This is a genomic window from Arachidicoccus sp., from assembly GCF_050436765.1.
Lineage (GTDB): Bacteria > Bacteroidota > Bacteroidia > Chitinophagales > Chitinophagaceae > Arachidicoccus.
In genome coordinates, this window is sequence record NZ_JBNQGD010000156.1 from 1 (window position 1) to 23,435 (window position 23,435).

Annotated in this window: 13 protein-coding genes and 1 pseudogene; all 14 read left to right on the forward strand. The window is 37.4% G+C overall.

Annotated elements, in window-relative coordinates:
* Positions 1-313, forward strand: a pseudogene (locus tag ACQR30_RS06905) (sialate O-acetylesterase); the annotation flags it as partial.
* A gap of 21 nt (positions 314-334) precedes the next feature.
* A complete protein-coding gene (locus ACQR30_RS06910) occupies positions 335-3,139 on the forward strand; it encodes a glycoside hydrolase family 2 TIM barrel-domain containing protein (protein ID WP_429733186.1) in 2,805 nt (934 codons plus the stop codon).
* A 6-nt stretch (positions 3,140-3,145) separates the two neighbouring features.
* Positions 3,146-5,932 (forward strand): family 78 glycoside hydrolase catalytic domain, encoded by a 2,787-nt coding sequence (locus tag ACQR30_RS06915; RefSeq protein WP_429733189.1) that lies wholly within the window; start codon positions 3,146-3,148, stop codon positions 5,930-5,932.
* A 7-nt stretch (positions 5,933-5,939) separates the two neighbouring features.
* Complete coding sequence (locus ACQR30_RS06920) at positions 5,940-6,620, forward strand: DUF3826 domain-containing protein (protein WP_429733192.1); 681 nt, start codon at positions 5,940-5,942, stop codon at positions 6,618-6,620.
* Between the two features lie 30 nt (positions 6,621-6,650).
* On the forward strand, positions 6,651-7,790 hold the full coding sequence (locus ACQR30_RS06925; RefSeq protein ID WP_429733195.1) for a sialidase family protein: 1,140 nt from the start codon (positions 6,651-6,653) through the stop codon (positions 7,788-7,790).
* A 14-nt stretch (positions 7,791-7,804) separates the two neighbouring features.
* On the forward strand, positions 7,805-9,226 hold the full coding sequence (locus ACQR30_RS06930; protein ID WP_429733197.1) for an acetylxylan esterase: 1,422 nt from the start codon (positions 7,805-7,807) through the stop codon (positions 9,224-9,226).
* 5 nt (positions 9,227-9,231) lie between these two features.
* Positions 9,232-10,152 carry a sugar phosphate isomerase/epimerase family protein gene (locus tag ACQR30_RS06935; RefSeq protein ID WP_429733200.1) on the forward strand — a complete coding sequence of 307 codons (921 nt, stop codon included), beginning with the start codon at positions 9,232-9,234 and terminating at the stop codon, positions 10,150-10,152.
* A 12-nt stretch (positions 10,153-10,164) separates the two neighbouring features.
* Positions 10,165-12,141 carry a right-handed parallel beta-helix repeat-containing protein gene (locus tag ACQR30_RS06940; RefSeq protein WP_429733203.1) on the forward strand — a complete coding sequence of 659 codons (1,977 nt, stop codon included), beginning with the start codon at positions 10,165-10,167 and terminating at the stop codon, positions 12,139-12,141.
* Positions 12,142-12,152: 11 nt separating this feature from the next.
* Positions 12,153-13,229, forward strand: a complete 1,077-nt coding sequence (locus ACQR30_RS06945; protein ID WP_429733206.1) for a Gfo/Idh/MocA family protein — start codon at positions 12,153-12,155, stop codon at positions 13,227-13,229.
* A 16-nt stretch (positions 13,230-13,245) separates the two neighbouring features.
* Positions 13,246-14,844 (forward strand): sodium:solute symporter, encoded by a 1,599-nt coding sequence (locus tag ACQR30_RS06950; protein WP_429733209.1) that lies wholly within the window; start codon positions 13,246-13,248, stop codon positions 14,842-14,844.
* 10 nt (positions 14,845-14,854) lie between these two features.
* The gene (locus ACQR30_RS06955) at positions 14,855-17,065 is read left to right on the forward strand and encodes an alpha-rhamnosidase (protein WP_429733212.1); all 2,211 of its coding nucleotides are present in this window, start codon (positions 14,855-14,857) and stop codon (positions 17,063-17,065) included.
* Positions 17,066-17,088: 23 nt separating this feature from the next.
* Complete coding sequence (locus ACQR30_RS06960) at positions 17,089-19,845, forward strand: family 78 glycoside hydrolase catalytic domain (RefSeq protein ID WP_429733215.1); 2,757 nt, start codon at positions 17,089-17,091, stop codon at positions 19,843-19,845.
* Positions 19,846-19,862: 17 nt separating this feature from the next.
* A complete protein-coding gene (locus tag ACQR30_RS06965) occupies positions 19,863-20,993 on the forward strand; it encodes a glycosylase (RefSeq protein ID WP_429733218.1) in 1,131 nt (376 codons plus the stop codon).
* Positions 20,994-21,033: 40 nt separating this feature from the next.
* Positions 21,034-23,435, forward strand: a 2,402-nt coding sequence (locus ACQR30_RS06970; RefSeq protein ID WP_429733220.1) for a glycoside hydrolase family 2 TIM barrel-domain containing protein, incomplete at its 3' end; no start/stop codon positions are given.

The following is a 23,435-nucleotide window of genomic DNA, read 5'->3' on the forward strand; positions in this document are numbered from 1 at the left end:
TCCGATGTTTTCAAAGAAGACAATTCAGGGGGATCAAATTATATTACAATTTACGCATACAGACAAGGGATTAAAAAGCGCGAACGGCAGGCCCTTGGATTATTTTGAAATAGCAGGATCGGATGGAGTATTTAAACGTGCAGATGTCACCATTGATGGTAGTGAATTAATTGTCAGGAATCCTTTTATTAAAAATCCTGTAAATGTGCGTTTTGCCTGGGATGAAACAGCCCAGCCCAATTTTTTTAATGGGGACGGTTTGCCGGCTGTACCTTTTAGAACAAATGATCCCTATCGAGATGTAGTTTTATAATTTCTAATTATTTTATTGTTAATGAAGCCTTTTTTTAAAATAAAAATTGTTTGTATTTACCTTTTGTTAGTGGCTTTTGCCAGTGCACAAGAAACGCAAAAAATGTTCCTTTCGGGTACAGGCAGTGATCACACTGTGCAGTGGCAGTTCTATTGTAGTGCGGGGCAAAATTCCGGAAAATGGACGACCATTGCTGTGCCTTCTAATTGGGAGTTGCAAGGCTTCGGTACTTATAATTATGGATTAGATAAAGATTCGCTTCGTACAAATGAAGAGGGGTTTTATAAGTATCATTTTCAAGTTCCGCAAGATTGGAAAGATAAAACGGTAAGAATCGTTTTTGATGGATCTATGACTGATACCAAAGTAAAAATTAATGGAAAATCAGCCGGTGCAATACACCAAGGTTCTTTTTATAGATTTAAATATGATATCTCTAAACTTTTGAAATATGGAAAATCAAATTTATTAGAAGTTACGGTAGCAAAAAGTTCGGCAAATAAATCAGTAAATGCTGCAGAGCGAAAAGGCGATTTTTGGATTTTTGGAGGGATTTATCGCCCCGTTTATTTGGAGGCGCTACCTGTTTCTCACATGGATGATATTGCCGTGAACGGACTGGCCGACGGCCATTTTAGCGCAGAAATTCACTTAAATAAAAATAAACAAGGGCTTAAAGTTTCTGCTCAGCTATATAATAGGGACGGAACTAAATTCGGAAATGAAATGGATGATGAGAAACAAATTTCGGACTCTGTTGTGGATTTAAATGGTCAGTTTCAAAATCCAAAACTCTGGTCGCCAGAGTTTCCCAATTTGTATAAAGTAGTTTTTACCTTAAAAGATAATGAGAAAACCATACATCAGATTTCTAAGACATTTGGTTTTAGAACAGTTGAGGTTCGTCAACGAGACGGTATTTATATCAACGGTGTAAAAATCAAATTTAAGGGCGTGGGGCATCACTCTTTTTGGCCAACAACAGGTAGAGCTTTAAGTAAGGCTCAATGTATCGCCGATGTTGAATTGATAAAGGGAATGAACATGAATGCGGTGCGGATGACGCATTATCCACCCGATACTTATTTTTTGGATGCCTGTGATTCTTTAGGACTTTTTGTTCTGGATGAATTAACTGGTTGGCATCATGCTTATGATACACAAGTGGGTTCTAAGTTGGTTAAAGAAATGATTACGAAAGATCAAAATCATCCAAGCATTGTGATGTGGGATAATGGTAATGAAGGAGGATTTAATTTCGAATTAGATCATTTGTTTAGAGAGCTTGATTTTCAACATCGGCCATTAATCCATCCCTGGGCAATTTTTGGAGGAATGGATACGCAGCATTATATCAATTACGATTACGGTAATGGCACAGGTTTACAAGGTCATAACATTGTATTTCCGACGGAATTTTTACATGGCCTTTATGATGGCGGAGCTGGTGCTGGGTTACAAGACTATTGGAATGAGATGTGGCGAAAACCATTGTCTGCCGGTGGTTTTATTTGGGTTTTTGCAGACGAGGACGTAGTACGTACAGATAAAAATGGTCAGCTCGATAGCGATGGTGACCACGCGCCAGACGGGATCGTTGGCCCTTATCACCAAAAAGAAGGAAGTTATAATGCGATAAAAGAAATCTGGTCTCCGGTATATGTGGAACATACGGAAATTACACCAGATTTCGATGGCATCTTTAGATTGGAGAATAGATATTTCTTTACCAATATCAAACAATGTTCTTTTAAATGGAAGCTAGTAAAATTAAAAAATCCATTTATAAATAAGCAACAGGAAAATATAAACGGAACAGCAGTCGCACCAAATATTGCAGTGGGCCAATTTGGTACACTTAAATTGTCTTTACCTATAAACTTTGAGCAATATGATGTTTTGTATTTAACAGCCATCGACCCGCATGGGAAGGAAATTTATACATGGAGTTTTCCTATATCCCGTCCAGATAAAATAACTAAAGAAGTTGTAAGGCAGTTTAAAAATGACAAAACCGCTACTGATTTAAAAGAAACCGCTACTAATTTTATTGTTACTACAAAAACTATGAAGTACAGTTTTGATAAATCCTCCGGATACTTAAAAAATGTATTCAATGGTAACAAAGAAATTCCTTTTAACAATGGACCAGTATTGTGTGGGGGAAATGCCGTGTTGACCGACTTTAAAGCACACAGTTTTGAAGACTCAACTGTTTTGACTGCAACGTTTTCAAAACAGAGTGATATGTCTGAACTCTCTTGGACAGTATATGCTAACGGACTGCTAAAAATGCATACAAGTTATTTTCCACATCAATACGATTTCGATTATTTAGGTGTAAGCTTTTCATTTCCCGAAAAATTAGTACAAGGGATCCAGTGGATGGGCAATGGTCCTTACAGAGTATGGAAGAATAGAATGCAGGGTGTTACCTTAAATGTATGGGACAAAAAATACAACAATACCATTACCGGGCAACCAGAGCCTGCAATTGTTTATCCTGAATTTAAAGGTTACTTCTCCAATTTTTATTGGATGAAATTGAAAACTAAAGTCGGCGCAGTATCGGTTTTTTGTGCTGATGAAGATATTTTTTTAAGATTATTTACACCCGGGAATCCTAAAAAGGTTTATAATACAGCACCTGAATTTCCCAAAGGGGATATCTCTTTTATGCACGCTATAGATCCGATTGGCACCAAGTCGCAAGTTCCGGAAAATATGGGGCCTTCAGGTAGAAAGAATATGTATTACGATTATGGCAAGTCAAAAGATTATGCTAAACAATTGACTTTATACTTCGATTTTTTTGATAATGAATAAATATTAATGATGATAAAAAAGGTTATTTTATTTTGTTGCTTATCTTTTGTATTTATTGTTGCATTGGCGTCAGCCAAAGCTTCAATGACAGATGGTTTGCAAATAATTAACCTTCGTTGTGAAGCATTGGAAAACCCGTCAGCAGTAGATGCCATATACCCACGCTTAAGCTGGGCTGCTTTGTCCAAAGAAAGAAATGTACAACAAGTTGCGTATCAAATATTGGTTGCTTCCTCTTTGAAAAAATTGTCCAATAATGACGGCGATTTATGGGATTCGAAAAAAACACTTTCTTCAAACTCCATTCAAATTGCCTATGAAGGAAAATCTCTGCTAAGCAGACAGTCATGTTATTGGAAAGTAAGAATATGGACGAATAAGGGCGGCGTCGCTTGGAGTTCAGCTGCAAGTTGGTCAATGGGGCTATTAAATAGGACGGATTGGCAAGCAAAATGGATTGGTTGGGATAAGCCTTTTCCCTGGGATAGCGTAACTAAATTTTCAAGACTTTCTGCCAGATATTTTAGGAAAGAATTTTCGGTTGAAAAGAAAATAGTTTCTGCTACGGCTTATATCTCCGGTCTAGGTCTTTATGTATTGTATATCAATGGGCAGAAAATAGGAAAGCAGGTGCTAGCTCCATCTCCGACAGATTATTCTAAAGAGGCGAAATACAATACGTTTGACGTTACAAAAGCCTTGAATAATGGAGAAAATGCCTTGGGCATAATTTTAGGCAATGGAAGATTTTTTACGATGCGTCAAAATTATAAACCTTGGAAATGGCACAATTTCGGATTTCCTAAACTCTTATTTCAATTGGAGATTAAATATGAGGATGGCAGTATAAAAAAAATTATTAGTGATGACACATGGAAGATGACGGCTAATGGCCCCATCCGCTCCAACAATGAATACGACGGAGAAGATTACGATGCCACGAAAGAAATGGTTGGATGGAAATTACCTGGTTTTAATGAAGCAAATTGGTTCAATGCGAAGAATGTATTACCGCCTGATGGTATTCTTTCAGCACAGATGAATAACAATATGCAGGTAATGGATTCAGTAAAAGTAAAGTCCATTCATAAAATCGGCCCAAAAGATTATATCATGGATTTTGGCCAGAATATGGCAGGTTGGGTAAGATTGAATGTAAATGGAAGCAAGCATCGTGGTGATACGCTTACTGTTCGTTATGCAGAAAGTTTACAGCCCGACGGGCAATTATACGTAGAAAATTTAAGAGATGCTAAATCTACTGATCATTATATTTTGAAAGGCGACCAGGGTGAGCTGTTTGCACCGCAGTTTGTTTATCACGGATTTCGATATATTGAAGTACGTAATTATCCAGGTACGCCAAGTAAAGAAAATTTTCTAGCACAAGTTGTTTATGATAAAATGCAGACTACAGGTTCCTTCACTTGTTCCGATACAACGATCAATCAAATTTTCAAAAACGCCTATTGGACTATTCGCTCCGATTACAAAGGCATGCCGGTTGATTGTCCGCAACGTAATGAACGCCAGCCCTGGTTGGGTGACAGAGCCACAGGAGCTTATGGCGAAAGTTTTCTTTTCAATAATGCGAATCTTTATGCTAAATGGTTGAATGATATTCAGGATGCACAAAAGGAAAATGGCAGTATTCCTGATGTTGCACCTACTTTCTGGTATTATTTTAAAGACGATATTACTTGGCCATCGACCTATTTATATGTAGCCAATATGCTTTATCATCAATTCGGTGATAAGCAAACAATTGTAAAGCATTATGCATCCATGAAAAAATGGATCGACTATATGCAACAACAGTATATGCAGGACTATCTTTTTAAAAATGACAGTTATGGTGATTGGTGTGTACCGCCCGAGCTCCCAACAATTATACACAGCAAAGCTCCTAAGAAAATAACGGATGGTGGTCTTTTGGCGACAGCTACTTTTTACAATGATTTAAAATTGATGGAAAAGTTTGCTTCTATTGCTGATAGAACGAATGATAGTTCATGTTTCGCAGCATTGGCGTTAAAAATTAAAAACGCTTTTAATAAAAAATACTTTAATCGGCAAGAAGATTATTATAGCAATAATTCGATTACCTCCAACTTGCTTCCTTTGACTTTTGGAATGGTAAACGAAGGCTATAAGCAAAAAGTCTTTGAAAATATTGTCGACAAAACTTTGACAGAAGACAAGGGGCATATAGGTACAGGTGTTATTGGAACGCAATTTCTAATGCGCGGATTTACAGATTATGGTCGACCGGATATTGCCTATAAATTGGCTTCTAACCGTACTTATCCGAGTTGGGGATATATGGCCGCAAGTGGTGCGACCACGATTTGGGAATTGTGGAATGGTAATACAGCCAGTCCTAAAATGAATTCACAAAATCATGTCATGCTTTTGGGCGATTTGTTAATTTGGTTATTTGAGGATCAGGCCGGGATAAAATCGGACCCCAATGATATCGCTTTTAAAAAGATCATCATGCATCCGCGAATTGATACTAAAATGCAATTTGTAAATGCAAGTTATCATTCTCCTTATGGTGAAATTAGGAGTGACTGGAGAAAAGAGGGTCATTTATTTATATGGAATATTTCTATTCCAACGAATACCAGTGCAGAGGTTTATATTCCCTACGCTAATAATGGTACTATAATCGAAGAAGGTAACGAGGATCTTGCCCATCTCAAAGATGGACATTTTTTAAGAAAAGAGAAAGGGTATATGGTTTATAATTTGGGCTCAGGGACTTATCATTTTAAATCTACATTTCAATAAAAAATTTATGAAAAAAAATAAATTGTTCGGAAAGGTTTTCGGATTAGCTGTTTTTTGTTTTGCAATTATTGCCAATACAGGTGTGGAAGCGCAAACAAGCGCCAAAGATAAACAGGAGATCCAAGCAAAAGCTGGTAATTGGGTAGCTTCTTTAAATTTAAATGATAAAGCAAAAGAAGCGAGTGTAACAAACATCATTGCTGCGCATTTGGAAGCTGTGCGTAACTGGAATAATACACATTCCTACACGACAGTCCCAGCAGGTATTAATCCCGAAACAGGAAATAAATTGAGTAACTTAGATAGGCAAATTATTGTTAATTCTGCTATGCCTGATTCTGTTCATCAGCATTTAATGAATGGACTTGCTAAATACCTCAGCCCAACGCAGGTAGAGGCTATCCTGGATAAGTATACCGTGGGTAAAGTTGCCTTTACATTCAAGGGCTATGAAGCCATTGTCCCTGACTTGACGGACAAAGAAAAACAAGTAATTCTTGCAAATCTTAAAACTGCCAGAGAACAAGCAGTTGATTATAAAAGCATGAAACAGATATCCGCAATTTTTGAGATTTACAAAACTAAAAATGAACAGTATTTAAACAGTAATGGCAGAAACTGGCATCAACTTTACAAAGATTATGTCAATAAAATTAAGGCGGAAAAAGCCGCAAAGAAATCAAAATAAAAATTACTTACGCTTAAAGGATTATAAAATATGCTCAGAAAATTTAGTACGCTATTTTTAGTTGGCCTCGCTATTGCAAGTGGATTAAAGGCACAGAATAAATATTGGAAAACAGGGATTGTAAAAGATGAATTTCTTTATACAAAAGCTTCTTTTCCTGAATGCCATTCAGCGACGATTGCTGAAACGCCCAAGGGCTTGGTGGCTGCTTTTTTTGGAGGGACAAAAGAGCGCAATCCTGATGTGGAGATACGTGTTTGCAGAGAAGTAAATGGGAAGTGGACCGCACCCGTTGCTGTTGCAAATGGTATTGTAAACGATACTTTGCGTTATCCCACTTGGAATCCTGTTTTATACCAAGTTCCAGGCGGAGACTTATTGTTGTTTTATAAGATAGGTCCTAAACCTTCTATGTGGAAAGGTTGGATGATTCGATCCAAAGACAATGGGGTTACTTGGTTGAAGCCTGAAAAATTACCAGAAGGATTTTTAGGGCCGGTTAAAAATAAGCCCGTAACGCTCAAAGATGGTTCTTTGCTTTGCCCTTCAGGCGTGGAAAGTGGAAAGACTGCTATTCATTTCGAAAGATATGATGTGCAAAAAAATAAATGGACAATGATGGCGTTGCCACCTAATAATGCGAATTATGAAAGTCCGATACAACCGACCATTATGTTTCACGGAAAAGATACATTGCAGGCTTTATGCAGAAGCAAGGAAGAAGCAATACTGCAAACATGGTCTTATGACGGCGGAAAGACCTGGACGCCATTGTCCAAGACTTCCTTACCTAATAATAATTCCGGAATCGATGCTGTTACCCTAAAAAATGGATGGCAATTATTGGCATACAATCATGCAGTACCCAATGCTACATGGAAAAAAGGAAAAGGTCCCCGTACGCCGTTAAACGTGGCTATTTCCAAGGATGGCATTCATTGGTATGCCGTTTTAATTTTGGAAGATTCCCCCGTGAGCCAATATTCTTATCCATCTGTTATTCAATCGAAAGATGGCATGATTCAGATAGTTTATACTTGGAGAAGAACAAGAATTAAATATGTAGAAGTTGATCCTTCAAAATTAATTCCTTTAAAAATAAAAGGTGGGGAATGGCCTATTATTAAGGGCTACAAAGCACCAGTCGTGCCTTCTTCAAATCATGGGTAATAATTATTAAAGTAATGAAAAAGTATGTAACAATTCTGTTTTGCCTGCTAGTAATGGCAACTTGCATAAAAGCACAACATTATCGAGATACGGATAATAAGTTCAGCATGCCCCTTGCAGCGGTTTTAAAAAAGATAGAGCTACGTTATCACGTTACTATTAAATATCATCCGGAACAAGTCGCCGGCTTATCGGTATCTTATGCTGAATGGCGTTTTAGAGACAGTGTTGATCAAACATTAGCCAATGTTTTAGCGCCACTTGATATGAAGGTCAATAAACTGAGTCCGACTCAGTATAAATTGAAAGACTATGAGTATTTCCGTTGGTTAATTGCAGATGGTTGGAAAGAATTAGATAGGATTGCTGAACAGTATCATAATGCTTCAACCTTTGAATTGCGCAAAGACTCTTTACGCCCTGAATTATATAAAGCATTGCAATTAGCACCTATGCCTGCAAAACCTGCTGGCGAACCTATTTTAACGCCCCTAAGAAAATATAATGGATATTCTGTTCAAAATATTGCTATAGAAATATTGCCCGGATTGTATATCAATGGTTCTATTTATCGTCCGTTAAATGTGAAAGGTAAGATTCCTGTGATGTTAAGTCCGGATGGCCATTGGGAGCATCAACGGTATAGACCCGATTGTCAGATTAGGTGCGCGACACTGGCACGAATGGGCGTGATGGCTTTTAGTTATGACTTGTTTGCTTGGGGTGAATCTTTACTTCAATTTAAACCGGAAGATCATCAAAAAAGTCTTTCCCAGACCATTCAAACACTAGATGCCATTCGTATTTTGGATTATGTATGTAGCCTAAAAGAAGTCGATACAAGCAAAGTAGGTATTAGTGGAGGCTCAGGTGGCGGAAGTCATACAGCATTGATGGCGGCACTTGATTCAAGAATAAAATTGAGTGCTCCTGTGGTGAGTGTATCTTCTTATTTTTATGGTGGTTGCCCTTGTGAAAGTGGAATGCCCATTTTCCAATGTGGCGGAGGAACAGATTATGTAGAACTCGCAGCCATGGCCGCCCCACATCCTCAATTATTGGTTTCAGATGGTTCCGATTGGACGGCGCAAATGCCGGAGCATGATTTTCCTTATTTGCAAAAGATATATGGCTATTATGGTAAAAAATCAAATGTAGAAAATGTACATCTGCCTAAAGAATTGCACGATTACGGTATTTCAAAACGTTTGGCATTATATCATTTTGTAGCTAAATACTGGCATTTGAATTTGAAGAAAATAGAAACAAATGGTAAAATTGATGAGTCGCAAGTAACGATAGAAAAAGAACCCGAAATGTATGTATTTGGTGATCACGGACAAAATCTTCCTAAAGATGCTATAATGGGGTTTGATAATTTGGTAAAAGTTTTTACGGATGCTGTAGATAGAGCGAAATTACATCAATTTAAATAAAAGAAATGACTGGAAACAAATCACGAAGAGCATTTATTTATCAAACCGGCTTGGCTACAGTGGGACTTTTTTTCTTCAAAAAAGGTTCCTCAAAGAGCTGGTTAGTCGGATCCAATAACGCAGATAGGTATAAGATCGCTGTTGCCGATATTATGATTTTGAAAAGGCAGAAGATAGGGGAATTTGAATTAATCAAAGAGTTGGGCGCCGATGGTGTGGAAGTGGACATGGGTGGCTTGGGAAATAGAGAAAGTTTTGATAATAAGTTAGCAGACCCAATTATTAGAAAACAATTTTTAGATAAATCCAAAGAACTAAATATTCAAATCTGCTCTTTAGCTATGACTGGTTTCTATTCACAATCATTTGCGAAAAGAGCTACTTATAAAAAGAATATTCAAGATTGTTTAGACACGGCAAAAGCGATGAAGGTGAATATTGTTTTCTTGCCAATGGGCGTAAACAGTGATTTAGAAAAACAACCTGAACTGAGAAGTGTCATTATTGAGAGATTGAAAGTAGCAGGTGAGATGGCGAAGGAGGCAAATGTAGTTATTGGTATTGAAACAACCTTAAACGCAACACAGGAATTAAAACTCTTAAAAGAGATTGGTTCACCCAACATAAAAAGCTACTTTAATTTTGCCAATGCTTTAGATGCAGGAAGAGACTTGTGCAGTGAATTGATGATTTTGGGGAGAGAATATATTTGCCAAATTCATTGTACCGATACAGATGGCTTTTGGTTACAAAATGACCCTAAAATTGACATGAGAAAAGTGAAAAATACTTTGGAGAAAATGCAATGGCGTGGATGGTTGGTAATAGAAAGATCCAGAGATGCAAAAGATCCGAGAAATGTGCGGTATAATTTCACTGCCAATACCGCTTATATGAAAAAAATATTTCAAAAAAGAGATTATTAAAATGAATTTCAAATGAGGGTTGCACAACATGTTTTAAAACGAAGGATGTTTTTCTTTTTGCTTTGTCTGTTTCCCTTTTTGGGAATGGCAAGGAATAAATCTATATGTGATATCTTATGTGCGCAATTTAACAAAGCGCGACCAGCTTTTATATATGTATCTGTAAATGGGAACGATAGTAATGATGGCACAAAAGATAAGCCACTAGCGACTTTGGCAATGGCTGTAAGAAAAGCGCGAGAATTAAGACGTTTAAATAATCCATCAATAAAAGATGGAATTCATATTGAAGTAGAACAAGGCATATATCACTTGGATGAACCGCTATTTATTCGCCCGGAAGATGCTGGAACATCTGAAAGTCCTACTGTTATTGAGTCATTAGACAATCAATCGGTCGTTTTAAATGGTGGTATCCAAATATTCGGATGGCATAAATTAACCAGGAAAGTGGAAGGGTTACCGAAAGAAGCAGTGGGTAAGGTCTATGTTGCTGATGCACCAAAAGTTGGCGGACAGATATTGGATTTTCGTCAGTTATGGATTGAAGGTAAAAAAGCAATTCGTGCGAGAGATAGAAATGGTGATAGTATGAATCGAATACTGAGCTGGAACAGTGCTGAACAGACCTGTTGGATTCCCAAACCCAAGACGACAGATCTCTCAAAAGTTGAAGGAATGGAAATGCTCATTCACCAATGGTGGGCAATTGCCAATTTGAGAATAAAATCTTATAAAGTGCAGGGAGATAGCGCCGAGTTAAGTTTCTATCAACCAGAATCTCGCATCGAATCTGAACACCCATGGCCAGCTCCTTGGATATCTAAAAAAACGGGAAATTCTGCATTCTATTTAAGTAACGCTATTCAGTTCTTAGATCAAAGCGGTGAATGGTATTTGGATAAAAAGAAGGGGAAAATATATTATTGGCCACGTAATGGAGAAGATCTATCTCTTGCTAAAGTAATAGCTCCTTCTTTGCAGACTTTGGTAAGAGTGGAAGGAACCATTGATAGGCCTGTAGCTAATTTTTACTTTAAAGGAATTAATTTCAATTATACTACTTGGATGCGTCCTTCTAAAAAAGGGAGTGTGCCTTTGCAGGCAGGCATGTATTTATTGGATGCTTATAAATTAAAAACGCCTGGAACCAAAGAAAAGGAAGGACTAGAAAATCAAGCTTGGATTGGCCGTCCTGCAGCCGCTGTTGAAGTGGCTTATGCTAATCATATAAAATTCGAAAATTGCAGATTTGAGCATTTGGCCTCCACTGGTTTGGATTTTCAAAGGGGTACCCATGATGATGAAATCGTGGGAAATTTGTTTAAAGATATTGGAGGTACAGGAATTCAGGTTGGTGTCTATTCAGATGAATCTTTTGAAACGCATCTGCCTTATAATCCCACAGATGAAAGAGAAGTTTATACCAATGAATGGATTCATGATAATTTAGTCACCGATGTAAGTAATGAAGATTGGGGGTGTGTGGGTATTAGTGCGGGATATGTAAAAGGAATTGATATTGAACACAACGAAGTTTGCGATGTTTCCTATTCCGGTATTTGCGTTGGTTGGGGCTGGACAAAGGCGGTAAATGCTATGTCAAACAATCGGATTTTCGCTAATAAGGTTACCCATTATGCCAAGTGGATGTATGATGTTGGCGGACTTTATACTCTATCCGCACAGCCGGGTACAGAGATCGAAAACAATTATATTGATAGCATTTACAAAGCGCCGTATCCGCATGACCCAGAGCATTGGTTTTACTTTTATTTAGATGAGGGCTCCTCTTTTATCACAATTAAAAATAATTGGTGCCCGGTTTTAAAGGTTATGAAAAACTCAAATGGTCCCGGTAATGAATGGATTAATAATGGCCCGCAGGTAAATGATTCTATAAAATATGCGGCAGGGCTAGAAAGGCCATATCTGTTTTTATTGAGAGATAGAGTAGTAAATCATCATTGGAAAATAAATCATCTTTAAAATAATTAAAAATGCTTACATTCGGAATACTAGGACTAGGTGAGGGAAGAAGTACCATGTCTGCCGTACTTCAGAGCAAGAAATGGCAATTGAAAACTATCTGCGACTACAATGAAGTGCTTTGTAAACAAAGAGCAGAAGAATTTAATTTTCATCATTATACAACTGATTACAATGAAATGCTTCAGGATGTGGAAATTGATGTAATCGGCATTTATACGCCTGATCATTTGCATGCAAAACACGTAAAAGAAGCATTGTTGCATGGCAAGCATGTGGTATGCACAAAGCCTTTTATCGATGACTTAAATGATGCTAAAGAGTTATTAGCTCTACAGAAACAAACCGGAAAAAAGGTATTTGTAGGCCAAAGCTCTCGTTTTTTTGAGCCGGCAAAAAGGCAGCGCAATGATTTTGAAGCCGGCGAAATTGGTGAGTTAATTACAATCGAAAGTAATTACAATGCAGACCATCGCTGGTTTTTGGAAAAGAAATGGGCCTTGGAAGATTCTTTTAAATGGTTATATGGCGGATTGAGTCATCCTGTTGATTTTATAAGATGGTATTTGCCCAATATTGAAGAAGTGATGGGTTATGGAATGATAAGTTCGATCGGAAAGGCGGCTGGTTTGAAAAATGAGGACACGATGCATTTTATTTTTAAAGCTAAAGACGGCCGTATTGCCAGTGTAAGTGGAAGCTATACCTGTCCCACGCAGCCAGCCAAAAGAGACAGCGGTATGACCTGCATCTTACGCGGCACAAAAGGAAGCAGTCAGGCAGACTATCATGAACTGAGATATGCAATTACTGATAAGACGGGCGAAGAGAAAATTATTTTATGGGGGGATGAAACCCTAAAATATTATTTCCGTTTTGAAGGTCAGAGTCATCATGCAGGTGAATATCAAAATTATTTGGAGTATTTCGCTGATTCCATTGAACAAAATTTTACTGCTTTTCCCGACATGAGCGAGGGTATCATCACTATCGCCTTGTTGCAAGCGATGGATGAATCTTTGAAAACGGGGAAGCCGGTAAAACTAGATGATATTTTAAAACGTTATTCTTTAGAGTCATTTAAATAACCTACTTAACAGCATTATGAATTCTATTTATAATTCATTGAAGCCGATAGATTTTGCGGTAGTAGGTGTTTATCTACTATTGCTTTTTGGTTTAGCTTACTGGGTAAGTTTTGTCAAGAAAAGAAAACCCGACGAGAATTTATTTCTGGCGCAGCATTCCCTAAAATGGTATAGTATTGGACTAAATATGTGGGGGACAAATGTTGGGCCTTCTATGTTGATTGCGTCAGCAAGTATCGGTTATACTACTGGTATAGTTGCTGGTAATTTTGCTTGGTACGCTTTCGTTTTTATTTTATTGTTAGCGGTTGTTTTTGCCCCAAAATATTTGGGGGCCAAGGTCTGGACGCTTCCGGAGTTTATGGGGAAGCGATTTGGCGATAAAACGCGCAATGTGTTAGCGTGGTATACCTTGATTACTATTCTAATTTCTTGGTTGTCGTTAGGATTATTTGCCGGAGGAATTCTGGTGCAACAATTATTAAATGTCCCCATGTGGCAGTCTGTCATTGCAATGGTTCTAGTAGCTACTTTTTTCGCTGCTTCAGGCGGATTGAAGGCTATTGCGATTACGAATGTTTTTCAAATGATATTGTTGATTATCGTCTCGCTCACGTTGACCATTATAGGTATTGAAAAAGTAGGTGGACTGAGCGCATTGTATCACAAAGTGCCGGCAAATTATTGGAATCTTTTTCTCCCGTCCAACGATAAAAATTACCCGTGGATGGCGATTGTCTTAGGCTACCCTATAATGGGTGTGTGGTTTTGGTGTACTGAGCAGTCGATGGTGCAGTCTGTTTTAGGCGCAAAAAATTTGGAACAAGGACAATTAGGCGCGAATTTTATTGGGTGGTTAAAAATTTTAGATGTGCCTTTATTTATTATACCAGGCGTACTTTGTTTTGTTTTATTTCCACATTTAAAAGACCCGGACCAGGCTTATTTAGTGATGGTCACTAATCTATTCCCGCAGGGGATGAAGGGTTTGATTATCGTTGTATTGATTGCGGCTTTGGTGAGTAATATCGGGTCATCTCTAAATTCTGTTAGTACAGTCTTTACTATGGATATTTTTGTAAAAAAGTATAAACCTCAAGCGACAAACAAGGAGATTATAAAAATTGGACGTTGGGTTACGGTTTGGAGTGCAATTCTTTCCGTTCTAATTGCATTAGCCATTAACTCTATAAAAGGATTAAATTTATTTGATGTATTTCAATCAGTGCTTGGCTTTTTGGCCCCTCCCATGTCGGTCGTATTTTTGTTTGGTGTTCTTTGGAAAAAGACAACTGCGAAAGCAGTAAATGCCATTTTGATTTATGGAACTATTTTTAGCATATTGATAGGCGTGCTTTATTTGTGGGTGTTTCCGGTAGCGAACTATCCGGGTTGGCCGAATTTTCTGTTATTATCATTTTACATTTTTGTCATACTCTCCGCGGTTGCTTTTTTAATCTCTTATGCAGATAAAAATTCAACTATTCAGCTTGCAGATTCGTTTGACTTTAACGGAGAAGCGCTAAGTATAAAGCCTACCAAGAAAGTTTGGATTTGGTGGGGTTTATTAATAATGGTTATGATTGCTTTGTATATTATTTTCAATGGTCATTAAAATTATTCCAATGTTCTCAATCAAAGACTTAAAAATAAAAATAATCTTTCCCCTCTTGATGGTTGTATTGCTGGCATTACCACATAAAGTAAAAGCGCAGGCAATTGTAAAACCGCAACCCAAAGCTACCTGGATCTGGTATCCTGGTGATTATGAAATTTGGCTGGCGAACCGGATGCAGAACAGAAGAACGGACAGGGGAACCTTCTTTCCAATTTTTTGGAAGATGGATAGTCATTATCCTTTAATGGAATTTCATAAAGATTTCTATTTGCAAAACCCTGAAACGGTACATATCGCGGTTGAAGGGCAGTATAATGTAAAACTCGATGGTAGGTTAGCTGAAGGTTCTCCCACAGAGATGAATATAGCTAAGGGCCAACATACTATTAGTATAAAAGTCTTTAATCAGGCAAATGTGCCGGCCATTTATGTGAAAGGTAAGACACTGGTTTCCGATTCCAGTTGGTTACTAACTTTTGAGGATAAGGAATGGATTGACGCTTCGGGAAAAGTTTCAGATAAATCGGGTACGGTTTATATGAAAGCGGATTATTGGAATTTTAATACGCCTACAGAGTTGCCTTCCCAATTCCATTTGCAAACAAAATCGGAGTATGCAAAGAATAAACAACAAGAGAACCACAGTTTGTTACTTGATTTTGGCAAGGAGACCTTCGGTTATTTAAAACTATGTGGTTTGAAAGGCAATGGGAAAGTTAATATTTATTACGGTGAATCTAAAGAAGAAGCCTTAAGTGTGGACAGCTGCGAAACGTTGGATAGAGTTAATGTACATAGTGATGTAAAGAAAGATTCTGTGATGAAATTGTCCAAAGCATTTAGATATGTCCATATTCGTTGGGACAAAAATGTTAGCCTGGATTCGGCAAATATGCTGTATGAATATTCCAATGTACAACAAAGAGGTTCTTTTCTTTGTTCCGATACTTTAATTAATAAAATATGGAAAGTTGCTGCTTATACTTTGCATTTGAATACAAGGGAATTCTTTATTGACGGAATAAAAAGAGACCGGTGGATTTGGTCTGGTGATGCCTACCAAAGTTACTTGATGAACTATTATTTGTTTTTTGATTCACCAACGGTAGAGCGCACCATTTTTGCATTGAGAGGGAAAGATCCTGTAACCAGTCATATCAATACTATAATGGACTATACTTTCTACTGGTTTATGAGCATCCACGATTTTTATCAATATACAGGCAACAAAAGAATTATAGAACAACTATATCCCCGGATGAAAACATTAATGAATTTTTGTTTGTCCCGCAGAGATAAAAACGGTTTTATGGAAGGGCAGCCGGGTGATTGGATTTTCATAGATTGGGCTGATGGTTTGAGCAAAAAAGGAGCTGTAAGTTTTGAGCAATTATTGTTTTGCAGAAGTTTGGAAACAATGGCCAATTGTGCGAACTTGTTAAATGATAAAAGTGATGCGGAAAAATATATGCAATTGGCAAGCATTTTAAAACAAAAAATATTTTCACTTTATTGGAATCCTACATATCATGCTTTGGTGCATAATGCTATTAATGGTAAAGCGACTGACATCGTAAATAAATATGCTAATATGTTTGCTTTATTTTTTGGTTATTTAAACCCGCAACAAAAACAAGATGTAAAAAAATATGTTTTGTTGAATAATAAAATTCCAAAAATTACGACTCCTTACATGCAGTTTTATGAATTGGAATCACTCTGTGATTTGGGAGAACAGAAATATGTATTGCAACAGATAAAAGATTATTGGGGTGGAATGTTGAAATTAGGGGCCACCACTTTTTGGGAACAATATGATCCTTCACAAAAAGGTGCAGCTATTTATTCCATGTATGGTAGACCATTTGGTAAAAGCCTTTGTCATGCCTGGGGAGCTAGCCCTATTTATCTTTTGGGGAAATATTATTTGGGGATAAAGCCAACGGGGCCGGGGTATTCAAAGTATGATATAACGCCTTCTTTGGGCGGTTTGAAATGGATGGAAGGAACGGTTCCTACACCAAAAGGTTCTATTCATTTATATTGTGATGAAACAGAAATGAAGGTAGATGCGAACGATGGAGAAGGATTACTGAAATTTACAAGCAAAATATTGCCTGTTTGTCAGCAAGGTGCTGTTATTTCAAAAGGCGATAATAATTATGAAGTGGCCATTAAAAAAGGCATTAATTACAAGATCGTTTACGAATGTAAATAATCTTTCAAAGGGATATTCTATAGATGAAGCTATTATTATATATATTATTTTTATTTTCTTTCAACGCAACTTTCGCACAAGTATTGAAGGTAGAGGCATTACAATGCAATTATAAAAGCAATCCCATCAATATTGATACTAAGACACCTAAACTGAGTTGGCAAATTGACTCAAAGAAAAAAGACCTGACTCAGACAGCTTATCAAATAATTGTCGCCGATAACCTAAGTTTAATTAAAAAAGACATAGGCAATATCTGGAATAGTGGAATGGTCAAAAGCCCAGAGAGTGTTGAGGTGACATATCTTGGAACTGCTTTAAAGTCTGCCAAAACTTATTATTGGCGCGTGAAAGTTTGGGACAATAATAATCATTTGTCTAAATGGAGTGCGATTAATTCCTGGCAAATGGGCTTATTAAGTACTACTGATTGGTGGGGGGCAAAATGGATTGCCTACCAAGAAATGAAAGACAGTTTGCGTATTTTACCTGGAGAAGAATTTTCAAAAGGTCAAACGAAAGGAACGGTGAATGACATACTGCCACTTTTTAGAAAGTCATTTTCCATTAACAAAAAGATAAAAAATGCAACCGTTTTTATTTCCGGGCTTGGGCATTTTGAATTAAGTATCAATGGCAAAAAAATAGGTGATCACTTTTTAGATCCGGGCTGGGTAAATTATCAGCGACAAGCATTATATGTAGCTTTTGATGTGACAAGGGATTTACGACAGGGTCAAAATGCAATGGGTGTGCTTTTAGGGAATGGTTTTTATTATATTCCTCAGGTAAAGCATCGGTATAAGAAATTATTGGTGCAATATGGTTATCCTAAAATGATTAGCCGTCTGTTAATAGAATATATGGATGGCACTTCTCAAAATATTGTAAGCGATAAAAGCTGGAAGTCTGCACCTTCACCTATTACATTTTCTAGTATTTATGGTGGCGAAGACTATGATGCAAGGCTAGAATTGAGTAGTTGGAATACGAGTGATTTTAATGATCAAAATTGGAAGCCTGTTAGCTTAGTTGCAGGGCCTCCGGCATTGGATGCGCAAAGTGCTGGTCCTGTCAAAGTGGAGAATAAATTTCTTCCCAAGAATGTTATAAAATTAAATGATAGCAGTTGGGTGTATGATTTAGGTCAAAATGCTTCCGGCATTCCGGAAATAAAAGTACAAGGGAAATCCGGCAATGAGGTTACATTAATTCCTGCCGAATTACTTCACAAAGATAATTCGGTGAACCAAAATGCAACGGGTAAGCCCTATTTGTTGCATTATATTTTAAAAGGAGAGGGGATAGAAGTTTGGCATCCCTTGTTCACTTATTATGGATTTAGATACGTTCAAGTAAATAATGCCGTTCCAAAAGGCGAAAAAAATCCCTACCATCTTCCTGTAATCGAACAATTACAAGGGTTACATACAAGCAATGATGCGGCTAAAGTTGGAAATTTTAGTTGCTCTAATCAACTTTTCAATAAAACTTTTAATCTGATAAATTGGTCCATCAAAAACAATATGGTCGGTTTGTTTACCGATTGCCCACACCGTGAAAAACTAGGCTGGCTGGAGCAATTACATTTGATGGGTAATTCGATTCATTACAATTTTCAAGTGTATAATTTATTGAAGAAGTCGGTGGAAGACATGAAACTTGCGCAAACTCCAGATGGATTAATACCCGAAATTGCGCCCGAATTTACTGTATTTACTTATGGCGGAGATATGTTTAGAGATTCACCGGAGTGGGGAAGTAGCAGCATTATTATTCCTTGGTACTTGTATAAATGGTATGGCGATTCTTCCGTTTTGTCAACGAGTTATTTGATGATGAAACGTTATGCAGATTATCTTTTGAAAAAATCAAATAATTATATTCTTACAGAAGGCCTCGGCGACTGGTATGATTTGGGGCCAAATCCACCAGGTGTTTCTCAATTGACTCCTCAGGGGCTAACGGCTACAGCTATTTATTTTTACGATTTAAACATTCTAAAGCAAACAGCCTCTTTATTAGATAAGCCAGACGATGCTCTATATTTTCAAGGATTGGCTGATAAAGTAAAGCGGGCATTTAATAAGAGATTTTATCATTCCCGGAAAAAAGAATATGGTTCAGGAAGTCAGACATCTGATGCGATGGCCTTGTTTGTTCACTTGGTTCCGGAAAATTTAAGAAGCCATGTTTTACAGAGTCTTGTCGACAGTATTACCTTGAATCATTATGCATTAACGGCAGGAGATATCGGTTATCGTTATGTTTTACGTGTTTTGGAAGACGCGGGTCGTTCGGATATTATTTATAAGATGAATAATCGCTCTGATGTTCCGGGTTATGGATATCAAATAGCGAAGGGTGCGACGGCACTCACAGAATCATGGCAGGCATTGACTTCAGCATCCAACGATCATTTTATGTTGGGTCATTTAATGGAATGGTTTTATAGTGGTTTAGCCGGTATTCAACAGGCGGAAGATGGTATAGCTTATAAACGAATTATTATTCGTCCAAATGATATTGGGAATATAAAATGGGTGAAAGCAAATTATCAGTCCCCTTATGGAATGATCCAATCTAACTGGGAAAAGGATAAAAAAAGATTTAAGTTGGATGTAATAATCCCGGCTAATACCTCTGCAAAAATTTATTTGCCTGCCAGCAAGAATAGTTCGGTTAAAGAATCGGGAAAAGAAAAGAAATTTATATATGAAGATGGAAAAGCACTGGTATCAGTAGGTGCTGGTATTTATCATTTTGAAGTAAAAAACTAAAATTAGAATTTTAAAAAATGGCGATAGACAATAAAATCAAAATAATATTTTTAGTGGTTGTGTTTTTAGGAACCACAACATGGGTATTTTCTCAGGCAAGGCCGAAAACAGTTTCACCCCAGAAGATGGAAGAAATATATAAAACTGTTCAAACCCCTTATAAATATGGACTGGTAATTGTTCCTTCGGATAATTCAAAAAAAATAGACTGTCCAAGTGTTTTTCGTAAACATGGTAAATGGTTTATGACCTATATAGAATTTACCGGCCGAGGTTATCAAACTTGGTTGGCGGAAAGTCCTGATTTGCTGCATTGGAAAACGAAAGGAAAGCTCTTGAGTTTCAGTGATACGGCAGATTGGGACAATAATCAAAAGGCCGGCTATATTGCGCTTGAGACATTCGACTGGGGTAGAAAATATGAATGGCAAAAGTATAATGGAAGATACTGGATGTCTTATTTTGGCGGTAATAAACGAGGGTATGAGGCCGGCACACTTTCGCTAGGAATGGCCTATAATAACAGTGATCCTTCGAAAGTTACTGAATGGAAAAGGTTGGATCATCCGATTTTGACACCCAAAGATGTAAATGTAAGTTGGTGGGATAACCATACGCAATATAAGAGCTCCGTTATCTGGGATAAAAATAGATTAACTGGGCATTCGTTTGTAATGTACTATAATGCCAATGGTGACAGCTTAGATGCGAAAAGAGGTGCTGAACGAATAGGTATGGCCGTTTCTGATGATATGATTCATTGGCAACGTTTTGGCAAAAACCCTGTACTAGACCATCATTCTGGCATTACAGGTGATCCTATGATTCAGAAAATTGGGGATGTATATGTGATGTTTTATTTTGGAGCATTTTGGAATCACTCCGGACAGGTCTTTAATAGATTTGCCTGTTCCTATGACTTAGTTCATTGGACAGACTGGACGGGAAAACCTTTAATAGAAGCATCTGAACCCTTTGACAATGCTTTTGCCCATAAATCTTTTGTAGTGAAATATAAAGGCGTGGTTTATCATTTTTATTGTGCGGTTGATAAAAGTTGGCAACGCGGAATTGCGGTTGCTACTTCAAAAGATATGGGCTCAAGTGAGGTGCATTTTGTGGCACCGCCGGTTAAAATAAAAAAATAGCGTTGTAGTAAATGCAAGCTACAGCAAAATAAATGATTATATGAAATATTGGTCTCGATATATATTAATACTACTATTACTCTTTCTATTTGTAAAAAGGTCGACTGCGCAATTGCCGCCTCGACAAACTATTGATTTTGACAATGGATGGTATTTTTATAATGGAGACGATGTAAACGCTTCGAGAATAAATTATCATCAGGATGGTTGGCAGGCCGTTACCCTTCCTCACGATTGGAGTATTTATGGCTCATTTAGCCCATCAAATCCCGCAACGAATCTAGGTGGCTCGTTACCTGGAGGAATTGGTTGGTATAGAAAGTCTTTTACCTTATCAGATGCTTATAAAGAGAAGATAATTTCTATTCTATTCGATGGCGTATATAAGAATAGCGAAGTTTGGGTAAATGGGCATTATTTGGGAAAAAGGCCGAACGGCTATATTTCCTTTGCTTACCAGTTAAGTAAATATTTGGTTTTTGGTAATAAAGAAAACATAATTGCGGTTCGGGTGGATAACTCGGAGCAACCTAACTCCCGATGGTATTCTGGGTCGGGTATCAATAGAAATGTTTGGCTTATCGCAACCGATAAAATTGCCGTTCGTCAGTGGGGGACATTTACCACAACGCCAAAAATTACTTTGGAAAAAGCAATTGTTAATCAAAAAGTGGAGATTGAGAATCGTTCAAATACTTCGGCTGCAGCAAAAGTCGTATGCGAAATCTACAACGATAAAGGGGCCTTAGTCTCTACCGCCGAAAGCCCTCTTATTTTAACAGACAAAGGTGGCAATCTGTCTTTAAATCTTTCTATAAATCATCCGCAGTTATGGTCAACTGGACATCCATTTCTTTATGAAATTGTTACTAAAATTTATCAAAATAGGAAACTACTTGATAGTTATAAAAAAAAGTTTGGCATCCGCAGTTACAGATTTGATGCGATTTCCGGTTTTTATTTAAATGGAAAGCCGATGAAAATTTTGGGTGTTTGTTTGCATAGTAGTTTTGGAGCTTTGGGAACGGCTGTCAATAAAAGAGCGATCGAAAGAGAATTACAGATTTTAAAAGATATGGGTTGTAATGCTATTAGAACTGCTCATAATCCGCCATCACCTGAATTATTAAACTTATGTGATAAAATGGGTTTTTTGGTAATGGATGAAGCCTTTGACTGTTGGAATAAAAAGAAAACGAGATATGATTATGCTGTAGATTTTAGGAAATGGCACCGCCAAGATTTAACCGATCAAATATTGCGCGACCGTAATCATCCAAGTGTTTTTATGTGGTCAATAGGTAATGAGATTCGCGAACAGTTCGATTCTTCCGGGACACGCATTACTAAGGAGCTGGTAGGTATTGTGAAATCTTTAGACAACACGAGACCGGTGGTAGCTGCTTTAACAGAGATGGATCCTTCAAAGAATTTTATAAGTCAAGCCAACGCTTTGGATGTTTTGGGGTTTAATTATAATTATGAGAAATATCCATTGTTACCTCAAAGATTTAAAGGCAAAAAATTGATTGCGACCGAGACTACTTCTGCTCTTGAAACGCGTGGCGTATATGATCATTATGCAGATAGTGTATTGTTCTGGCCATCCAGTTCAAAAGATAAGTATGTGAAAAAAGGTAATTCGGATTTTACTGTTTCCGCTTATGATAAGGTAGCTGCTTATTGGGGCACTTCACACGAAAAAGCATGGCTGGCGGTTAAACATGCAAAATATATATCCGGGCTTTTTGTATGGTCCGGATTTGATTATTTGGGCGAGCCTACGCCGTATCCTTATCCTGCACGTAGCTCTTATTTTGGCATCGTAGATTTAGCGGGCTTCCCAAAGGATGTTTATTATATGTATCAAAGTGAATGGACAGATAAACCTGTATTGCATTTATTTCCCAATTGGAATGGGAAAAAAGGCCAAATAATAAATGTTTGGGCATATTATAGCCAGGCGGATGAGGTAGAACTTTTTCTAAATGGAAAATCTTTAGGTATTAGAAGAAAAATGGGAGATAGTTTGCACGTTAGTTGGCCGGTGGCCTTTGACCCCGGAATACTCAAAGCTGTTTCAAGAAAAAATGGGAAAACTGTATTGACGAGCGTTATTAAAACTGCTGGAAACCCCATTAATATAGTTCTCTCAGCAGATAGGAAAATAATCAAAGCCGATGGGAAGGATTTGAGTTATGTAACTATTCAATTATTTGATAAAGAGGGAAATCCCGTCACCGATAAGGATAAATTGATAAAATGTAAAATTTTTGGACCAGGGAAATTGGTGGGATTAGATAATGGCTATCAGGCCGACCTCGAATCTTTTAAAGGGATGCAACACAAAACTTGGAAAGGGAAATGTGTGGCTATTATTCAATCTGAGAAAAATGCAGGTAAAATCATTTTAGAAGTTTCAGATGATGGGCTGTCTTCTGA